Raw genomic sequence first — 18,647 nt, 5'->3', positions numbered from 1 at the left:
TAGGATCACCCATGCCGGCTTCTTTCGTTCATCTACGCCTGCACACCGAATACTCCCTCGTTGATGGTCTGGTCCGTGTAAAACCGTTGGTCAAGGCGCTCACGGCCATGAACATGCCGGCCGTGGCGGTGACCGACCAGCACAACATGTGCTCGCTGGTGAAGTTCTACAAAGCGGCCATGGGCGCGGGCATCAAGCCGATTTGCGGCGCCGACGTCTGGCTGGCCGGACGCGACCGCGATGCACCGCTCAGCCGTTTGAGCCTGCTGGTGATGAACCCCAAAGGCTACCTCAACCTCACAGAGCTGATTTCCCGAGGCTTCATGCATGGTCAGCGCAATGGTCTGGTAGTGATCGAGCGCGAGTGGGTGGCCGAGGCCAGCGAAGGGCTGATTGCCCTGTCAGCGGCCAAGGAAGGCGAGATCGGCATGGCCCTGCTCGGCGGCAACCCGGCGGAAGCCGATGAGTTGCTGAAAGAGTGGCTGACGGTTTTCCAGGACCGCTTCTACATCGAAGTCCAGCGCACCAACCGCATCAATGATGAAGAGCACCTGCACGCCGCCGTCGCCCTGGCCGAGCGCCACGGCGTGCCGCTGGTCGCCAGCAACGACGTGCGTTTCATCAAGCAGGAAGATTTCGAAGCCCACGAGACCCGTGTGTGCATCGGCGAAGGCCGGGCGCTGGACGACCCGCGCCGCTCGCACAACTACAGCGACCAGCAGTACCTGAAGAGCGCGGAGGAGATGGCTGAGCTGTTCAGCGATATGCCGGACGCCCTCGCCAACACCGTCGAGATCGCCAAGCGTTGCAATATCGACGTCAAGCTGGGCACGCACTTTCTGCCCAACTTCCCGATCCCCGATGGCATGACCATCGACGAGTATTTCCGCAAGGTGTCCTTCGAGGGGCTGGAAGAGCGCCTTGCCGTGCTCTGGCCGAAAGAGACCACGCCGGACTACGAGGCCAAGCGACAGGTTTACGTTGACCGCCTGAATTTCGAGCTGGATATCATCATCCAGATGGGGTTCCCCGGTTACTTCCTGATCGTTATGGACTTTATCCAGTGGGCCAAGAGCAACGGCGTGCCGGTGGGTCCGGGCCGGGGGTCGGGCGCCGGCTCGCTGGTGGCCTATGTGCAGAAGATCACCGACCTCGACCCGCTGGAATACGACCTGCTGTTCGAACGTTTTCTTAACCCCGAGCGGGTTTCCATGCCCGACTTCGACGTCGACTTCTGCATGGACGGTCGCGATCGGGTCATTGAGTACGTGGCCGAAAAATACGGTCGCAACGCGGTCAGCCAGATCATCACCTTCGGTTCCATGGCCGCGAAGGCGGTGGTCCGGGACGTGGCGCGGGTGCAGGGCAAGTCCTACGGATTGGCCGATCGTCTGTCGAAGATGATCCCCTTCGAAGTCGGCATGACCCTTGAAAAGGCCTACGGGCAGGAAGAGATTCTGCGCGACTTCCTCAAGGTAGATGAGGAAGCGGCGGAAATCTGGGAAATGGCGCGCAAGCTCGAAGGCGTTGTGCGTAACGTCGGCAAGCACGCCGGCGGCGTGGTCATCGCGCCGACCAAACTGACTGACTTCTCGGCGATCTACTGCGATGAAGAGGGCGGCGGCCTGGTCACCCAGTTCGACAAGGATGACGTCGAGGCAGCCGGTCTGGTGAAGTTCGACTTCCTCGGTCTGCGCACCCTGACCATCATCGACTGGGCACTGAAGACGATCAACCGCGACCGCGCCAAGGTCGACGAAGAACCCCTCGACATCGCGTTCATCCCGCTGGACGACATGCCGACCTACGAGCTGCTGCAGCGCGCCGAAACCACGGCCGTCTTCCAGCTTGAATCCCGCGGCATGAAAGAGCTGATCAAAAAGCTCAAGCCTGACTGCCTGGAAGACTTGATCGCACTGGTGGCGCTGTTCCGCCCCGGTCCTTTGCAATCGGGCATGGTTGACGACTTCATCAACCGCAAGCACGGTCGTGCGGAGCTGTCGTACCCCCACGTCGATTACCAGTACGAAGGCCTCAAGCCGGTGCTTGCGCCGACCTACGGCATCATCCTGTATCAGGAACAGGTGATGCAGATTGCGCAGGTCATGGCCGGCTACACCCTCGGCGGCGCGGACATGTTGCGTCGTGCAATGGGTAAAAAGAAGCCCGAGGAAATGGCCAAGCAGCGCGGCGGTTTCATTGAGGGCTGCAAGACCAACAATATCGACCCGGACCTGGCCGGTAACATTTTCGACCTGGTAGAGAAATTCGCCGGTTACGGTTTCAACAAGTCGCACTCGGCGGCCTACGGGCTGGTGTCGTACCAGACTGCCTGGCTCAAGCGTCACTACCCGGCGCCATTCATGGCGGCGGTGCTTTCAGCGGACATGCACAACACCGACAAGGTCGTGACCTTGATCGAAGAAGTGCGGATCATGAAACTGCGCCTGGATGCGCCGGACGTGAACAACTCCGAATTCAAGTTCACCGTGAACGACGACGGCCGTATCGTCTATGGCCTCGGTGCGATCAAGGGCGTCGGCGAAGGCCCGGTGGAAGCGATCACCGAAGCGCGTCAGGAAGGCCCGTTTGCCGATCTGTTCGATTTCTGCGCCCGCATCGACCTCAAGCGCGTGAACAAGCGCACCCTCGATGGCCTGATTCGCAGTGGTGCCCTGGACCGTCTCGGCCCGTTCTTCTATGACGAACCGAAACAGTACCAAGCCAACATTGATCGCAATCGCGGCGTGCTGCTGGCCGCGCTGGAAGAAGCCATTCAGGCCGCCGAGCAGACCGCGCGTAGTCACGACAGCGGCCATGCCGATCTCTTCGGCGGCCTGTTCGTCGAAGCCGACGCCGACGTTTACGCGAACCATCGCAGCGCCAAAGAGGTCACGCTCAAGGAACGGCTGCGTGGCGAGAAAGAAACCCTGGGCCTGTACCTGACCGGCCACCCGATCGACGAATACGAAGGTGAGATCCGCCGCTTCGCGCGCCAACGTATTGTTGATCTGAAACCCTCGCGGGAAACCCAGACCATTGCCGGTCTGATCATCGCGCTGCGGGTGATGAAAAACAAAAAGGGCGACAAGATGGGCTTCATCACCCTGGACGACCGTTCAGGGCGTATCGAAGCGTCGCTCTTTGCCGATTCGTTCCAGGCCGCCCAGTCGCTGCTGCAAACCGACGCCATGGTGGTGGTGGAAGGGGAGGTCAGTACCGACGATTTCTCCGGGGGCTTGCGGTTACGCGCCAAACGGGTGATGAGCCTGGAAGAAGCGCGCACCGGGCTGGCGGAGAGTCTGCGCCTGAACGTGCGTGCCGAAGCGCTCAAGGGCGACCGGCTGCGCTGGCTGGGCGAACTGTGCAAGAAGCACCGCGGCGCGTGCCCGATCACCCTTGACTACACCGGGCAGGAAGCCAAAGCACTGCTGCAGTTCGGCGAAGCGTGGCGGATCGATCCCGCAGACAGCCTGATTCAGGCGCTGCGTGACCAGTTCGGACGAGAGAACGTCTTCCTGCAGTATCGCTGACACCGATCAGCTCAATATTGATGACTCGACACTTTAAACTCGACCGAAAGGCGCCTGCTCCATTAAGGTAGGGCGCTTATCGGATCAACCGGCCGGCCTCTTGGCCGTCGACCCAAGACGGATGCCTATGAACCCGAATTTTCTGGATTTCGAACAGCCGATTGCTGACCTGCAAGCCAAGATTGAAGAGCTGCGTCTGGTGGGCAATGACAACTCGCTGAACATCGGCGACGAAATCTCTCGACTGCAAGAGAAGAGCAATACGCTCACCGAAAGCATTTTCGGCAACCTGACCAGTTGGCAGATCGCGCGCATGGCGCGCCATCCGCGTCGTCCGTACACCCTGGACTACATTCAACACATTTTTACCGAGTTCGACGAGCTGCATGGCGATCGCCACTTCTCCGACGACGCCGCTATCGTCGGCGGTATTGCCCGTCTTAACGACCAGCCGGTGATGGTGATCGGTCATCAGAAGGGGCGAGAAGTACGCGAAAAGGTTCGCCGCAACTTCGGTATGCCGCGTCCTGAAGGCTATCGCAAGGCCTGCCGCCTGATGGAAATGGCCGAGCGCTTCAAGATGCCGATTCTGACCTTCATCGACACGCCGGGCGCTTATCCTGGCATCGACGCCGAGGAGCGTAACCAGAGCGAAGCCATCGCCTGGAACCTGCGTGTGATGGCGCGGTTGAAGACTCCGATCATTGCCACCGTGATTGGCGAAGGCGGTTCGGGCGGCGCATTGGCCATTGGCGTGTGCGATCAACTGAACATGCTGCAGTACTCGACCTACGCGGTGATCTCGCCGGAAGGCTGCGCGTCCATTCTGTGGAAAACCGCCGAGAAGGCGCCGGACGCCGCCGAAGCGATGGGCATCACTGCCGAGCGTTTGAAGGGCTTGGGCATCGTCGACAAGGTGATCAACGAGCCACTGGGCGGCGCGCACCGTGACCCGGCCGCTGCCGCTGCATTGATCCGCGAAGAATTGAGCAGCCAACTGAGCATGCTCCAGAAATTCGATAACGACGCGCTGCTGGCCCGCCGTTACGACCGCCTGATGAGCTATGGCCTTTAACCGGACCGTTCTGCATGAAGAGCGTTACCGAACCCGGTGACGCTCCCGGTCCGGCGAGCTTTAAGCAGGGTTAACCAGCATGAGCAAACCGGACAGCATCACACTCGCACTCTCCAGACGTCTGCTGTCACGCCTTGAACCCTGGCGTGATGCAGCCGGCTGGCGGGTCGCTTTCTCTGGTGGGCTCGATTCCACCGTCCTGCTTCATCTGCTGGCCGAACTGGCCAGGGTTCACGCGCTTCCCCCTCTGACTGCGGTTCACGTCAACCATGGCCTTCAGGCTGTGGCCGCCTCGTGGCCGGTGCATTGTCGGCAGATGTGCCAGATTCTGGGCGTGCCGATGCAGGTCATCGACGTCCAGGTGCGCCCCGGTGCAAGCCTTGAGCAAGCGGCACGCGACGCTCGCTACGCCGCATTCAACTCAACCCTGGAGCCCGGCGAGGTGCTGCTCACGGCCCAGCACCGTGACGATCAGGCTGAAACCTTGCTGTTCCGACTGCTACGTGGCGCCGGGGTGCGCGGACTGGCCGCCATGCCGGCGCAGCGTCCGTTGGGCGCAGGACAGTTGCTTCGGCCGCTGCTGGACGAATCCCGCGCCACCCTCGAGGCCTATGCCCGGGAACAGGGTTTGAGCTGGATCGAGGACCCGAGCAACAAAGACAGCCGTTTTTCGCGCAACTACCTGCGCAGCCATGTGCTGCCGCTGGTGACGAGCCGCTGGCCGCAAGCGATTGCGAGCATGGCCCGCAGCGCCGGGCATCTGGCCGAAGCCCAGCAGTTGCTGGACGAACTGGCGGTGCAGGATCTGGCTTTGGCCGATACCCCGTGCCCCTGGCCCTGGCTGGACATGCCTTCTCTTGAGCTCGCGCCGCTCGAAGCGCTGTCTCCTGCCCGGCAACGCAACGCACTGCGCCACTGGCTGGCGCCGCTCACTCGATTGCCCGATACCGATCACTGGGCGGGCTGGGACTCGTTGCGCGATGCCGGTCCGGACGGTCGGCCGATCTGGCGACTGGCCGAGGGTCAGATGCACCGTGCCGAGGGGCGCATCTGGTGGCTGTCGGGGATCTGGCTGAAAAACGTCGCCGGCTCGCAACACTGGTCCCTGGCGTCGCAACCCCTCACGCTGCCGGGCAACGGCATGCTGCAGATCCTCGGCGCTGCGCCGGCGGGCGGTCTGCACGTGCACTACCGCCAGGGCGGCGAAACCTTTGATGTGCCGGACCGTGGACGTCGAGACCTGAAAAGGCTGCTCAACGAGAAGGGCGTGCCGGTGTTTCTGCGCGGCCGATTGCCGCTGTTGTACCGCGGCGAGCAGTTATTGGCCGTGGCAAACCTGCCGGGACTGGACGCCAGCCCCCGTGGCGACTGGCGATTGCACTGGTTGCCACCGACGAATGACCAAAGTTTGAGCTGAATGGGCGTTTCCGGTAGACTACGCTCCCTTCTTGATACAGCTTATGTCGATCCTTTCGGAACGATGCAAGTTGCCGATTACCAGCCAGTCTTTACTGGGCGATTCTCAAAAATGTGGCGAGCCACGGACAGACCTTTTCAAGGTCGGTCGTTGACTTGGGCGCGACAGATTCGAAAATGCGCAGTGATACACGCAGGTTGTCGGGGGCTTCGGCCTTCCTTCGCTTTCCCCGGCGGCTCTGACCGCTTTAACGCAGACTTCTAGGGTTTTTCATGACGCGCTACATCTTCGTCACGGGCGGTGTTGTTTCTTCATTGGGGAAAGGCATCGCCTCGGCTTCATTGGCGGCCATCCTGGAGGCGAGGGGACTTAAGGTCACCATGCTCAAGCTGGACCCCTACATCAACGTCGATCCCGGCACCATGAGTCCGTTCCAGCACGGTGAGGTGTTCGTCACCCACGACGGCGCTGAAACTGACCTGGACCTGGGTCACTACGAGCGTTTCATTCGCACCACCATGACCCAGAACAACAACTTCACCACCGGCCGTGTGTACGAACACGTCCTGCGCAAAGAGCGCCGTGGTGATTATCTGGGCGCGACCATTCAGGTGATCCCGCACATCACCGACGAAATCAAGCGTCGCATCATCAAGGGCGCCGGCGATGCTGACGTCGCCATGGTCGAAATCGGCGGCACCGTGGGCGACATCGAGTCGCAACCGTTCCTCGAAGCGATCCGTCAGCTGCGTTTCGAAGTGGGCGCCAAGCGCGCCATGCTCATGCACCTGACGCTGGTTCCGTACATCGCCACTGCGGGCGAGACCAAGACCAAGCCGACTCAGCATTCGGTGAAAGAACTCCGTTCGATCGGCCTGCAGCCAGACGTGCTCGTCTGCCGTTCCGACCACCCGATCGACATCTCGTCGCGCCGCAAGATCGCGCAGTTCACCAACGTTGAAGAGCGTGCGGTCATCGCCCTCGAAGACGCCGACACCATCTACAAGATCCCGGGCATCCTGCATTCCCAGGGCCTTGACGATTTCGTCGTCGAGCGCTTCGGCCTGCAATGCGGCAGCGCCGACCTGTCCGAGTGGGAAAAGGTCGTCGACGCCAAGCTCAATCCGGAACACGAAGTCACCATCGCAATGGTCGGCAAGTACATGGAGCTGCTCGATGCGTACAAGTCGCTGATCGAAGCGATGAGTCACGCCGGCATCAGCAACCGCACCAAGGTCAACCTGCGCTATATCGATTCCGAAGACATCGAAAACCAGGGTACCGGCCTGCTCGAAGGCGTTGACGCGATTCTCGTCCCGGGCGGCTTCGGCCTGCGCGGCGTCGAAGGCAAGATCACGGCCGTGCAGTTCGCTCGCGAAAACAAGGTTCCGTATCTGGGCATCTGCCTGGGCATGCAGGTGGCGGTCATCGAGTTCGCACGTAACGTGCTGGGCTGGAAAGACGCCAACTCCACCGAATTCGATCGCACCAGCCAGCACCCGGTTGTCGGTCTGATCACCGAGTGGGAAGACGCCACCGGTGCAGTCGAAACCCGTACCGAAACCTCCGACCTGGGCGGCACTATGCGTCTGGGTGCGCAGGACTGCCTGCTTGAGCCGGGCTCTCTGGTGCACGATTGCTACGCTAACGACGTGATCGTTGAGCGCCATCGTCACCGTTATGAAGTGAACAACAAGCTGCTGCCGCAACTGGTCGAAGCCGGTCTGAAAATCTCCGGTCGTTCCGGCGATGGCGCGCTGGTTGAGGTGGTCGAGTCTCCTGACCATCCGTGGTTCGTGGCGTGCCAGTTCCACCCCGAGTTCACCTCTACGCCCCGCGATGGCCACCCGTTGTTCAGTGGTTTCGTCAAGGCAGCGCTTGCTCAACACCAGAAGAACGGCTGACAGGGATTTATCACATGGCACAGAAAATCATCCGCGTCGGCTCGATCGACATCGCCAACGACAAGCCTATGGTTCTGTTCGGCGGCATGAACGTCCTGGAGTCGCGCGACATGGCGATGCAGGTCTGTGAAGAATACGTGCGAGTGACCGAGAAGCTCGGCATTCCCTACGTGTTCAAGGCCAGCTTCGACAAGGCCAACCGTTCTTCGGTGACTTCGTACCGTGGTCCGGGCCTTGAAGAAGGCATGCGGATTTTCCAGGACATCAAGCAAGCCTTCGGCGTGCCGATCATCACCGACGTGCACGAGCCTGATCAGGCCGCGACCGTGGCGGAAGTCTGCGACATCATTCAGTTGCCGGCCTTCCTGTCCCGCCAGACTGACCTGGTCGTGGCCATGGCCAAGACCGGCGCCGTGATCAACATCAAGAAAGCCCAGTTCCTCGCGCCTCACGAGATGAAGCACATCCTCGCCAAGTGCGTGGAAGCGGGTAACGATCAGTTGATCCTGTGCGAGCGTGGTTCGAGCTTCGGTTACAACAACCTGGTCGTCGATATGCTCGGTTTCGGCATCATGAAATCGTTCGAATACCCGGTGTTTTTCGACGTGACCCACGCCTTGCAGATGCCGGGCGGTCGCTCCGACTCTGCTGGCGGTCGTCGCGCCCAGGTGACCGATCTGGCCAAGGCCGGGATGAGTCAGGGCCTGGCCGGTCTGTTTCTGGAAGCCCACCCGGATCCGGACAACGCCAAATGCGACGGCCCCTGCGCCCTGCGTCTGGACAAGCTGGAGCCGTTTCTGGCTCAGCTCAAGGCGCTCGACGAACTCGTTAAAAGCTTCCCGACGATCGAAACGGCGTAAAACCCGCTTCTCCGGCGCCGAGCCCTCCGGTAGAGTGCCGTTCGTTGTTTTCCCGACCAAAGGGTCGGGAAAATTGTCGTTTCAGGGCCTGCCCGTTGTCCTAGAGCCCTGAGACGCCGAATCGTTTTCCCAGCTGCGTCGTTTTCGTCAATCTTGGAGTGTTAACAACAATGGCAAAAATCGTCGACATCAAAGGTCGTGAAGTTCTCGACTCCCGTGGCAATCCCACCGTGGAAGCAGACGTGCTCCTCGACAACGGCATCATCGGCAGCGCCTGCGCGCCGTCCGGTGCTTCCACCGGCTCGCGTGAAGCGCTCGAGCTGCGTGATGGCGACAAGAGCCGTTACATGGGCAAGGGCGTTCTGAAGGCTGTGGCCAACATCAATGGCCCGATCCGCGACCTGCTGCTGGGCAAAGACCCGGTTGACCAGAAAGCCCTGGATCACGCGATGATCCAGCTGGACGGTACCGAGAACAAAGCCAGCCTGGGCGCCAACGCGATCCTCGCTGTGTCCCTGGCTGCTGCCAAAGCGGCCGCTCAGGACCAGGATCTGCCGTTGTACGCGCACATCGCCAACCTGAACGGCACGCCGGGTGTTTACTCGATGCCGGTCCCGATGATGAACATCATCAACGGTGGCGAGCATGCCGATAACAACATCGACATCCAGGAATTCATGATTCAGGCAGTGGGCGCCAAGACCTTCTCCGAAGGCCTGCGCTGGGGCACCGAGATTTTCCACCACCTCAAAGCGGTGTTGAAAGCGCGCGGCCTGAACACTGCCGTGGGCGACGAAGGTGGCTTCGCACCGAACCTGAACTCCAACGGTGACGCACTGGACGCCATCGCTGAAGCCGTTGCCAACGCGGGCTACAAGCTGGGCACCGACGTGACCCTGGCGCTGGACTGCGCAGCAAGCGAGTTCTACAAGAACGGCAAGTACGTGCTGAGCGAAGAAGGCGAATACGACTCCGCCGGTTTCGCCGACTACCTGGCTGATCTGGTCAGCAAGCACCCGATCATCTCCATCGAAGACGGTCTGGACGAATCGGACTGGGATGGCTGGAAAGTCCTCACCGACAAAATCGGCGACAAGATCCAGTTGGTGGGCGACGACCTGTTCGTGACCAACACCAAGATCCTGAAAGAAGGCATCGACAAGAAGATCGGTAACTCGATCCTGATCAAGTTCAACCAGATCGGCACTCTGACCGAAACGCTGGAAGCCATCCAGATGGCCAAGGCTGCGGGTTACACCGCCGTGATCTCGCACCGTTCCGGCGAAACCGAAGACTCCACCATTGCCGACCTGGCCGTGGGCACCGCTGCCGGCCAGATCAAGACCGGTTCGTTGAGCCGTTCCGACCGTATCGCCAAGTACAACCAGCTGCTGCGTATCGAAGAGCAACTGGGCGCCAAAGCGGTGTACCGTGGTCGCGGCGAGTTTCGCGGCTGATTGCAAAGGTGGTAAAAAGGCAGCAGGCGTTGTAGGAGAAGTCTCTTAAAGGTGACTTCTCTTGTCGTCCTGATCCATGAGCCCGGTGACCACCGGGCTTATGGGCATTTGAAATGGTCGTTTTTGCTGTCTTTATTCGCCGGGTAACAGATATTCACAATGCGCAGTCCTAACTGGTTGTTCCTCGTTCTGCTTTTGATGCTCGCTGGCTTGCAGTATCGCCTATGGGTAGGTAACGGCAGTCTCGCGCAGGTGGCCAGTCTGACGCAGCAAATCGCCGATCAACACGCCGAAAACGATGCTCTGCTGGAGCGTAACCGAGTCCTGGACGCGGAAGTGCTGGAGCTGAAAAAAGGCCTCGAAACCGTTGAAGAGCGCGCCCGTCATGAATTGGGCATGGTCAAGGACGGCGAAACCCTTTATCAGTTGGCACAGTGACGTTGGCGTAATGACTCAATCCCTTCCTGCCTTCTGGGCAGTGATTCCCGCAGCGGGCGTTGGCGCGCGCATGGCGGCGGACCGTCCCAAGCAATACCTGCAATTGGGCGGCCTCACGATTATTGAGCACAGCCTGCTTTGTTTTCTCGATCACCCCCGGCTCAAGGGCCTGGTGGTCAGTCTGGCTGTGGATGACCCGTATTGGCCTGCATTGCCTTGCGCGCTGGATTCCCGGATTCAGCAGGTCGCAGGGGGCAAAGAGCGTGCGGACTCGGTGCTCAATGCACTGTTGCACCTGCACGCCAATGGCGCCGATGACAACGACTGGGTGCTGGTGCATGACGCAGCACGCCCGAATCTGGCGCGGTCGGACCTCGATCGTCTGCTCGGCGAACTGGCGGATGATCCGGTCGGCGGCTTGCTGGCGGTGCCGGCCAAAGACACCCTCAAGCGCGCCGATGCCAATGGCCGCGTGACCGAAACGGTGGATCGCAGCCTTATCTGGCAGGCTTATACGCCGCAGATGTTTCGTCTGGGTGCGCTGCATCGCGCGCTGGCGGACAGTCTGGTGTCGAACGTGGCGATCACCGATGAAGCCTCGGCCATTGAGTGGGCCGGGCAATCCCCGCGTCTGATTGAAGGGCGCGCGGACAACATCAAGGTCACCCGCCCGGAAGACCTCGAATGGCTGCGCCAGCGGCGTGTGGAATTCAACGGTTAATCCGCCTACAGGCTGTACTCCTCCCGGGAAGCCAGTCCCGCCTTCAGGTAGTCCACCAGCTTCCTCACCTTGGGCGACAGATGCCGCTGCTGCGGGTACAGCGCCCAGACGGCGGTGTTCGGCGGCTGATGGGCATCCAGCAGCGACACCAGCGCACCGCGCTTGAGATGCTCCAGCACGTAGTAATCCGGTAGCTGACACAGCCCGACCCCACGCAACGCCGCATCCAGCACTGCCTGCCCGCTGTTGCAGCGCCAGTTTCCCTGTACCCGCTGGGAAAATTCCCGCCCGTTTTGCTGCAACAACCAACTGTCCGAGCTGCCGATCAGGCAATTGTGTCGGGCCAGTTCGGACACGCTGTGGGGCCGGCCGTACCGTTCGAGATAGGCGGGGGAGGCGCACAGGTACATCTTGCGCGGCGCTAGCCGGGCGCCCACCAGTCGCGATTCCTGCAACCGACCCAGCCTGATCGCCAGGTCCAGACCTTCATGCACCAGATCCAGCGTGTTGTTGGTCAGCTCGATGTCCACGCGCAGTTGCGGGTAGTCCTCCATGAAGCGTGTCACCAGCGGGGCGATGAACCGCTCGCCGTACGCCACGGCGCAGGTCATCCGTAGCAACCCCTTCGGCTCGCTGGTCAGGTCGGTCACCGCGCGCAGCGCTTCTTCTCGCCCGTCCTGCAGGCGTTGGCAGTGATGCAGAAACGTCTGGCCGGCTTCGGTCAGCGCCACCTTGCGGGTGCTGCGATAGAGCAAGCGTGTTTGCAAGCGCTCTTCCAGCCGCGCAATCTGTCGACTGATGTGCGATGAAGACACCCCTAGTCGCTCAGCCGCGGCGGTGAACTGCCCGCACTCGGCGACGGCGACGAACTCGTCCAGACCTTCCCAGCGATTGACCTGCATAGATTGTCCCTGGACAGCATTAATGTTTTGCTTTCAGGCCGATTATTAATCAGTCAGCACTGCATTACACTCATGGCTCGTTTTTATTTAGCTGGAGATCATGATGATCAAGTCACGTGCTGCCGTTGCTTTTGCGCCCAATGAACCACTGCAGATCGTCGAAGTGGACGTTGAGGCCCCTAAAGCCGGCGAAGTGTTGATTCGTAACGTGGCATCCGGCGTTTGCCACACCGATGCCTACACCCTGTCCGGCGCCGATTCTGAAGGCGTCTTCCCGTGCATCCTCGGGCACGAAGGCGGCGGCGTCGTTGAAGCCATCGGCGAAGGCGTGACCTCGCTCGCCGTGGGCGACCACGTCATTCCGCTGTACACCGCCGAATGCCGCGAGTGCAAATTCTGCAAATCCGGCAAAACCAACCTCTGCCAGAAAGTCCGCGCCACCCAAGGCAAAGGCCTGATGCCCGACGGCACCACTCGTTTCAGCTACAACGGCCAGCCGATCTACCACTACATGGGCTGCTCGACGTTCTCCGAATACACCGTTGTCCCGGAAATCTCACTCGCAAAAATCCCCAAGGAAGCGCCGCTGGAGAAGGTCTGCCTGCTGGGTTGCGGCGTCACCACCGGTATCGGCGCGGTGCTGAACACGGCCAAAGTCGAGGAGGGCGCCACTGTGGCGGTCTTCGGTCTGGGCGGCATCGGCCTGGCGGCGATCATCGGCGCAAAAATGGCCAAGGCCTCGCGCATCATCGCGGTCGACATCAACCCGTCCAAATTCGACGTGGCCCGTGAACTGGGTGCGACAGAATTCGTCAATCCAAAGGACCACGACAAGCCGATTCAGGAAGTCATCGTTGAAATGACCGACGGCGGCGTGGATTACAGCTTCGAGTGCGTAGGCAATGTGAACCTGATGCGTGCGGCGCTGGAATCGTGCCACAAGGGCTGGGGCGAATCGGTGATTATCGGCGTCGCTGGCGCAGGTCAGGAAATCTCTACACGTCCGTTTCAACTGGTGACCGGTCGCGTCTGGCGCGGCTCGGCTTTCGGCGGCGTCAAAGGCCGCACCGAACTGCCAAGCTACGTCGAAAAAGCGCAGGCCGGCGAGATCCCGCTGGACACCTTCATCACCCACACCATGGGCCTGGACCGGATCAACGAAGCCTTTGACCTGATGCACGAAGGCAAAAGCATCCGTACCGTCATTCATTTCTGAGGAGCAGCGGCAAGCTTATAGCTGTAAGCAGCAAGAGGGGCGTGTCATGACCTCCGCCGCTCGAGGCTTGAAGCTTGCCGCCCGGAGAAGCCCATGAGTCTGGAAAACATCTCGTGCCAGAAAAGCTTCGGCGGCTGGCACAAGCGTTACAAACATCACTCTGATGTGCTCGGCTGCGACATGGTGTTCGCGGTGTATCTGCCTCCGCAAGCGGAGCAGGGCGGCAAGCTGCCGGTGGTCTACTGGTTGTCAGGGCTGACCTGCACCGATGAAAACTTCATGCAGAAGGCCGGTGCGCTGCGCGTGGCGGCGGAACTGGGGTTGATCATCGTGGCGCCGGACACCAGCCCCCGCGGTGCCGACGTGCCGGATGACCCGGACCAGGCCTACGACTTCGGCCTGGGCGCCGGCTTTTACCTGAACGCCACCGAGCAACCGTGGGCGCGGCACTATCGCATGTACGATTACGTGATCAGCGAGCTGCCTGCGTTGATCGAGGCGCACTTCCCGGCCTCGGATAAACGCAGCATCAGCGGGCATTCCATGGGTGGCCACGGCGCGCTGGTCGGCGCATTGCGCAATCCGGGCCGCTATCAATCGGTGTCGGCGTTCTCGCCCATCTGCAACCCGATGGATTGCCCGTGGGGACAAAAAGCGTTTTCCCGCTACCTGGGCGAAGACCGTTCGCGCTGGCGTGAATGGGACGCCAGCGTGCTCATTGCCGAAGCCACCGAACGCTTGCCACTGCTGGTGGACCAAGGCGATCGCGACGACTTCCTCGGCAATCAGCTCAGGCCGGAATCGTTGGTTCAGGCGGCGAAGGCGGCCGGTCATCCTCTGGAATTGCGCATGCAGCCGGGGTACGACCACAGCTATTACTTCATCGCCAGCTTCATCGAAGACCACCTTCGCCATCACGCCCGAGCCCTGGCCGGCTGAAGTCTTCGCCTTCAATTGCAGCGTCACGGGCAATTGAACGCGGGCCGACCCTAATCTCGGTCAAAGTAGGTAGAATCACGCCCTGACTTTTTCAGGGCGTTTTTTTATGCGTATTGGCCACGGCTACGATGTGCACCGTTTCGCTGAAGGCGATTTCATTACCTTGGGCGGCGTGCGCATTGCGCACACGTCGGGTCTGCTCGCGCATTCCGATGGCGATGTGGTGCTGCATGCGCTGAGCGATGCCCTGTTGGGTGCTGCCGCGCTGGGCGACATCGGCAAGCATTTCCCGGACACCGATCCGCAATTCAAGGGCGCCGACAGCCGGGTCCTCCTTCGCCACGTGCTCAAGCAGGTGCAGGGCAAGGGCTGGAAGGTCGGCAACGTCGATGCCACCATCGTTGCCCAGGCGCCGAAGATGGCCCCGCACATCGAAAGCATGCGCGCCTTGATTGCCGAAGACCTGCAAGTCCACATCGACCAGGTCAACGTCAAGGCCACCACCACTGAAAAGCTGGGCTTCACCGGCCGTGAAGAGGGCATCGCCGTGCATGCCGTCGCGTTGTTGATCAGCGCATGACCGAGCTCGAACTTCTGGGCCCGAGCGCTTACGGCGACACGCTGGGTACTGCCGTACTGAAGGCCACCGCCGAAGACTTTCAGGTTGATGAAGTCCTCGACATCCCGCTGTCCGGGGACGGCGAGCACCTGTGGTTGTGGGTCGAAAAACGCGGCCTGAACACCGAGGAAGCGGCCCGGCGTCTGGCCAAGGCAGCCGGTGTGCCGTTGCGAACCGTCGCCTACGCCGGTTTGAAGGATCGTCAGGCGTTGACCCGCCAGTGGTTCAGCATTCAGCTGCCGGGCAAGGCCGATCCGGACATGTCGGTAGCTCAGAACGATTCTCTTAAGATCCTCGACAGCAAACGCCACAAGCGCAAGCTGCAGCGGGGCGCCCACGCGGCCAATGGTTTCACGCTGCGTCTGACGCAATTGCAGGCCGACAAAGCCGGGCTCGATGCGCGTCTTGAGTTGATCAAGCAACACGGCATCCCCAATTATTTTGGTGCCCAGCGTTTCGGCCATGAGGGTGGGAATCTGGGTGAAGCCCGGCATTATGCCGAGCGTCAAGCTTTGCCCGAGCAGCGCAATGTGCGCTCTCGGCTGCTCTCCACCGCCCGCAGTTACCTGTTCAATCAGGTCTTGGGCGCCCGGGTTGCCGACGGCAGCTGGCAGCGAGCGCAAGTGGGCGATCTGCTGGCGTTCACTGACAGCCGCAGTTTTTTCCCCGCAGGCGAAGCCGAGTGCAGCGACCCGCGACTGGCCATCCTCGATCTGCACCCCACCGGGCCGCAGTGGGGCGAGGGCGATTCTCCGGCGTCCGGCGCTACCGCCGAGCTTGAAAACAGCATGGCGGTGCGCGAGGCGTCGCTCTGTAACTGGTTGATAAAAGCGGGAATGGAGCATGAACGGCGCATCCTGCGACTGCCCATCGGGCGGTTGACGTGGCATTATCCCGAGCCTGACATTCTGCAACTGGAATTCGTCCTGCCGGCCGGATGCTTCGCCACCGCATTGGTGCGTGAACTCGTCGATCTCGCGCCGGCAGGGCAGACGGACAGCTCATGCGTATTCTGATTTCAAATGATGACGGGGTCATGGCGCCCGGGCTCGTTGCGCTGCATGGCGCACTGGCCGGGTACGCCGAGTGCGTGGTGATTGCGCCCGATCAAGACAAAAGCGGCGCGAGCAGTTCGCTCACGCTGGACCGTCCGTTGCACCCGCATACCCTGGACAACGGCTTCATCAGCCTCAACGGCACGCCCACCGATTGCGTCCACCTCGGACTCAACGGCTTGCTGCCCGATCAGCCGGACATGGTCGTTTCGGGCATCAATCTGGGCGCCAATCTGGGCGACGATGTGCTCTATTCAGGCACCGTCGCCGCAGCGCTGGAAGGTCGTTTTCTGCAACGTCCGTCATTTGCCTTTTCATTTTTGTCGCGTCAGGTCGATAACCTGGCAACCGCCGCGCATTTTGCCCGGCTTTTGGTCGAAGCCCACGAACGTCTCGACCTTCCACCCCGTACCGTATTGAATGTGAATATCCCTAATCTGCCGCTGGCGCACGTGCGCGGTATCCAGCTGACCCGTCTTGGCCACCGCACCCGTGCGGCGGCGCCTGTGCGCGTGGTCGATCCGCGCGGAAAGGCCGGTTACTGGATTGCTGCCGCCGGAGATGCCGAAGACGGCGGGCCGGGCACCGATTTCCACGCTGTGATGCAGGGTTACGTGTCGATCACCCCGTTGCAGCTGGATCGTACCTATCAGGACGGTTTCAACAGCCTGAACGCATGGCTGGAGGGAATGGCCTGATGTCGCGTGAGCAAGATGATCTGTTACGACGTGGCGTGGGGATGACTTCCCAGCGCACCCGCGAGCGTCTGATTCAACGGTTGTGCGAAGAAGGCATCGCCAATACCCAGGTGCTGGACGTCATTCGCAAGACCCCCCGTCACCTGTTTGTCGACGAAGCTCTGGCGCACCGCGCCTACGAAGACACCGCGCTGCCGATCGGCAACAACCAGACGATTTCCCAGCCTTACATGGTGGCGCGCATGAGCGAGCTGTTGCTGGCGGCGGGTCCGCTGGACAAGGTGCTGGAGATCGGCACCGGCTCGGGTTATCAGACCGCGGTGCTGGCGCAGCTGGTGGAGCGGGTTTTCTCCGTTGAGCGCATCAAGGTGCTGCAGGACCGTGCCAAGGAACGCCTCGTCGAGCTGAACCTGCGCAACATGGTGTTTCGCTGGGGCGACGGCTGGGAAGGCTGGCCGGCGCTCGCGCCCTACAACGGGATCATCGTCACCGCGGTTGCCACTGACGTACCTCAGGCGTTGCTGGACCAACTGGCCCCCGGCGGTCGCTTGGTGATTCCAGTGGGCTCGGGTGAAGTGCAGCAACTGATGCTGATCATCCGCGAGGAAAGCGGCTTCTCCCGGCATGTGCTGGGCGCCGTTCGTTTCGTCCCGCTGCTCAACGGCCCGCTGGCCTGAGCGCTATTTTGCAGCGGCAATGAATTCCACAGAACGCAGTCGGTCTACAGGCTGGCGTTTTGCAACGATGCTTCGGCCAACTGCCGCAGCGCCGTCTCACACCATTTTTTCATGGCTGCCTGGTCTTTTCACGATGCAGGGCAGTTTCTTCTTCAGTCACCGGTAAAGGGAGTGGCGGGTGAGTCTCACAGTCATTCGGCAGCGTAGTTCTTCAACAAGTTTTCAGCGTCTGGTGATTGGAGTTGCCCTGAGTATCCTTCTGGTCGGCTGCTCCAGCACGCCAACAGGCGGCGTGCGCGTTGTTGACCGTAACGGCAAATCGACGGTGCCGACGCGTCAGCCGGTCACCACTGGCCAGTACGTTGTGAAGCGCGGCGACACGCTTTTTTCCATTGCATTCCGTTACGGCTGGGACTGGAAAGCGCTGGCTGCACGCAACAGCATTCCAGAGCCGTTCACCATTCATGTCGGTCAGACGATCCGCTTTGACGGGCGCGCCAACTCGCCATCCACGGCAGTGGCCGCTGCGCCGGTCGGCGTTCCGCAGACCAGGACCAGCAGTTCTACATCGCCTTCCGGGTCGCTGAAGACCACTGTGATTTCAAGGCCGGTAGGCGCCGTTGCCGCGACGACGCCTCCGCCAACCAGCAACTCGACGACCACGCCGGTCAACACAACAGTGGTCACTGGTGCCCGCTCGCCAAGCGGCTGGACATGGCCGACAAGCGGCGTTTTGATCAGTAAGTTCTCTTCAAACGGTAGTTTGAATAAAGGAATTGATATCGCTGGTGATTTGGGACAGCCTGTTTTGGCCGCGTCTGATGGGGCAGTGGTATACGCCGGGAGTGGTTTAAGGGGCTACGGCGAGCTGGTCATCATCAAACACAGCGATACCTACGTCAGTGCCTACGGTCATAACCGTCGGCTCTTGGTTCGGGAGGGACAACAGGTCAAGGCAGGGCAGAGTATTGCCGAGATGGGCTCGACGGGAACGGACCGGGTGAAACTGCATTTCGAGATTCGCCGCCAGGGTAAACCTGTAGATCCACTGGAATTTTTGCCACGTCGCTGATCGGTTGTCAGCCTGTTCCTGCGTAGAGGGGACAGGCTCAAGTGCTGCCACGGAAGAAGGCGTC

At 61.0% G+C, this 18,647-nt stretch carries 16 protein-coding genes; 15 read left to right on the top strand and 1 reads right to left on the bottom strand.

Features of this window, described 5'->3' with window-relative positions:
• Positions 1 to 11: 11 nt before the first annotated feature.
• The 8 genes from dnaE (at position 12) to ispD (ending at position 11,405) form a co-directional block, all read left to right on the top strand.
• The gene (gene dnaE, locus BBI10_RS15550; RefSeq protein ID WP_065989827.1) at positions 12 to 3,533 is read left to right on the top strand and encodes a DNA polymerase III subunit alpha; all 3,522 of its coding nucleotides are present in this window, start codon (positions 12 to 14) and stop codon (positions 3,531 to 3,533) included.
• A gap of 127 nt (positions 3,534 to 3,660) precedes the next feature.
• On the top strand, positions 3,661 to 4,608 hold the full coding sequence (locus tag BBI10_RS15545) for an acetyl-CoA carboxylase carboxyltransferase subunit alpha (protein WP_065989826.1): 948 nt from the start codon (positions 3,661 to 3,663) through the stop codon (positions 4,606 to 4,608).
• A 79-nt stretch (positions 4,609 to 4,687) separates the two neighbouring features.
• A complete protein-coding gene (gene tilS, locus BBI10_RS15540; protein WP_065989825.1) occupies positions 4,688 to 6,025 on the top strand; it encodes a tRNA lysidine(34) synthetase TilS in 1,338 nt (445 codons plus the stop codon).
• A 272-nt stretch (positions 6,026 to 6,297) separates the two neighbouring features.
• Entirely contained in the window at positions 6,298 to 7,929 is a 1,632-nt protein-coding gene (locus BBI10_RS15535) for a CTP synthase (protein WP_065989824.1), read from the top strand.
• 14 nt (positions 7,930 to 7,943) lie between these two features.
• Positions 7,944 to 8,789 (top strand): 3-deoxy-8-phosphooctulonate synthase, encoded by an 846-nt coding sequence (kdsA, locus tag BBI10_RS15530; protein WP_065989822.1) that lies wholly within the window; start codon positions 7,944 to 7,946, stop codon positions 8,787 to 8,789.
• A gap of 170 nt (positions 8,790 to 8,959) precedes the next feature.
• On the top strand, positions 8,960 to 10,246 hold the full coding sequence (gene eno / locus BBI10_RS15525; RefSeq protein ID WP_065989820.1) for a phosphopyruvate hydratase: 1,287 nt from the start codon (positions 8,960 to 8,962) through the stop codon (positions 10,244 to 10,246).
• 159 nt (positions 10,247 to 10,405) lie between these two features.
• The gene (gene ftsB, locus BBI10_RS15520; protein ID WP_037014212.1) at positions 10,406 to 10,684 is read left to right on the top strand and encodes a cell division protein FtsB; all 279 of its coding nucleotides are present in this window, start codon (positions 10,406 to 10,408) and stop codon (positions 10,682 to 10,684) included.
• A gap of 10 nt (positions 10,685 to 10,694) precedes the next feature.
• Positions 10,695 to 11,405 carry a 2-C-methyl-D-erythritol 4-phosphate cytidylyltransferase gene (ispD, locus tag BBI10_RS15515; protein ID WP_065989818.1) on the top strand — a complete coding sequence of 237 codons (711 nt, stop codon included), beginning with the start codon at positions 10,695 to 10,697 and terminating at the stop codon, positions 11,403 to 11,405.
• Positions 11,406 to 11,410: 5 nt separating this feature from the next.
• On the opposite strand, the gene BBI10_RS15510 is transcribed toward ispD, so the two are convergent.
• Complete coding sequence (locus BBI10_RS15510; RefSeq protein WP_065989816.1) at positions 11,411 to 12,307, bottom strand: LysR substrate-binding domain-containing protein; 897 nt, start codon at positions 12,305 to 12,307, stop codon at positions 11,411 to 11,413.
• Between the two features lie 103 nt (positions 12,308 to 12,410).
• On the opposite strand from BBI10_RS15510, the gene BBI10_RS15505 reads away from it, so the two are divergent.
• The 7 genes from BBI10_RS15505 to BBI10_RS15475 all read left to right on the top strand — a co-directional run bounded on the left by BBI10_RS15505 (position 12,411) and on the right by BBI10_RS15475 (position 18,583).
• The gene (locus BBI10_RS15505; RefSeq protein WP_065989814.1) at positions 12,411 to 13,523 is read left to right on the top strand and encodes an S-(hydroxymethyl)glutathione dehydrogenase/class III alcohol dehydrogenase; all 1,113 of its coding nucleotides are present in this window, start codon (positions 12,411 to 12,413) and stop codon (positions 13,521 to 13,523) included.
• A 93-nt stretch (positions 13,524 to 13,616) separates the two neighbouring features.
• Positions 13,617 to 14,462 (top strand): S-formylglutathione hydrolase, encoded by an 846-nt coding sequence (gene fghA / locus BBI10_RS15500; RefSeq protein ID WP_065989812.1) that lies wholly within the window; start codon positions 13,617 to 13,619, stop codon positions 14,460 to 14,462.
• A 106-nt stretch (positions 14,463 to 14,568) separates the two neighbouring features.
• Positions 14,569 to 15,042 carry a 2-C-methyl-D-erythritol 2,4-cyclodiphosphate synthase gene (gene ispF, locus BBI10_RS15495; protein ID WP_065989810.1) on the top strand — a complete coding sequence of 158 codons (474 nt, stop codon included), beginning with the start codon at positions 14,569 to 14,571 and terminating at the stop codon, positions 15,040 to 15,042.
• The gene (truD, locus tag BBI10_RS15490) at positions 15,039 to 16,097 is read left to right on the top strand and encodes a tRNA pseudouridine(13) synthase TruD (RefSeq protein WP_065989808.1); all 1,059 of its coding nucleotides are present in this window, start codon (positions 15,039 to 15,041) and stop codon (positions 16,095 to 16,097) included. The genes ispF and truD overlap by 4 nt, the downstream gene beginning before the upstream one ends.
• Entirely contained in the window at positions 16,085 to 16,834 is a 750-nt protein-coding gene (gene surE / locus BBI10_RS15485) for a 5'/3'-nucleotidase SurE (protein ID WP_065989806.1), read from the top strand. The genes truD and surE overlap by 13 nt, the downstream gene beginning before the upstream one ends.
• Positions 16,835 to 16,875: 41 nt before the next feature.
• Positions 16,876 to 17,511: a protein-L-isoaspartate(D-aspartate) O-methyltransferase gene (locus BBI10_RS15480; protein ID WP_192132497.1), complete on the top strand. Its 636-nt coding sequence runs from the start codon at positions 16,876 to 16,878 to the stop codon at positions 17,509 to 17,511.
• Between the two features lie 178 nt (positions 17,512 to 17,689).
• Positions 17,690 to 18,583 (top strand): peptidoglycan DD-metalloendopeptidase family protein, encoded by an 894-nt coding sequence (locus BBI10_RS15475; protein ID WP_065989802.1) that lies wholly within the window; start codon positions 17,690 to 17,692, stop codon positions 18,581 to 18,583.
• The last annotated feature ends 64 nt before the right edge of the window (positions 18,584 to 18,647 follow it).

The organism is Pseudomonas graminis (assembly GCF_001705435.1).
GTDB classification, from domain to species: Bacteria; Pseudomonadota; Gammaproteobacteria; order Pseudomonadales; family Pseudomonadaceae; genus Aquipseudomonas; species Aquipseudomonas graminis_B.
Note: the sequence above shows the minus strand (reverse complement) of the source record. Positions and strands in the feature narration are given on the sequence as shown.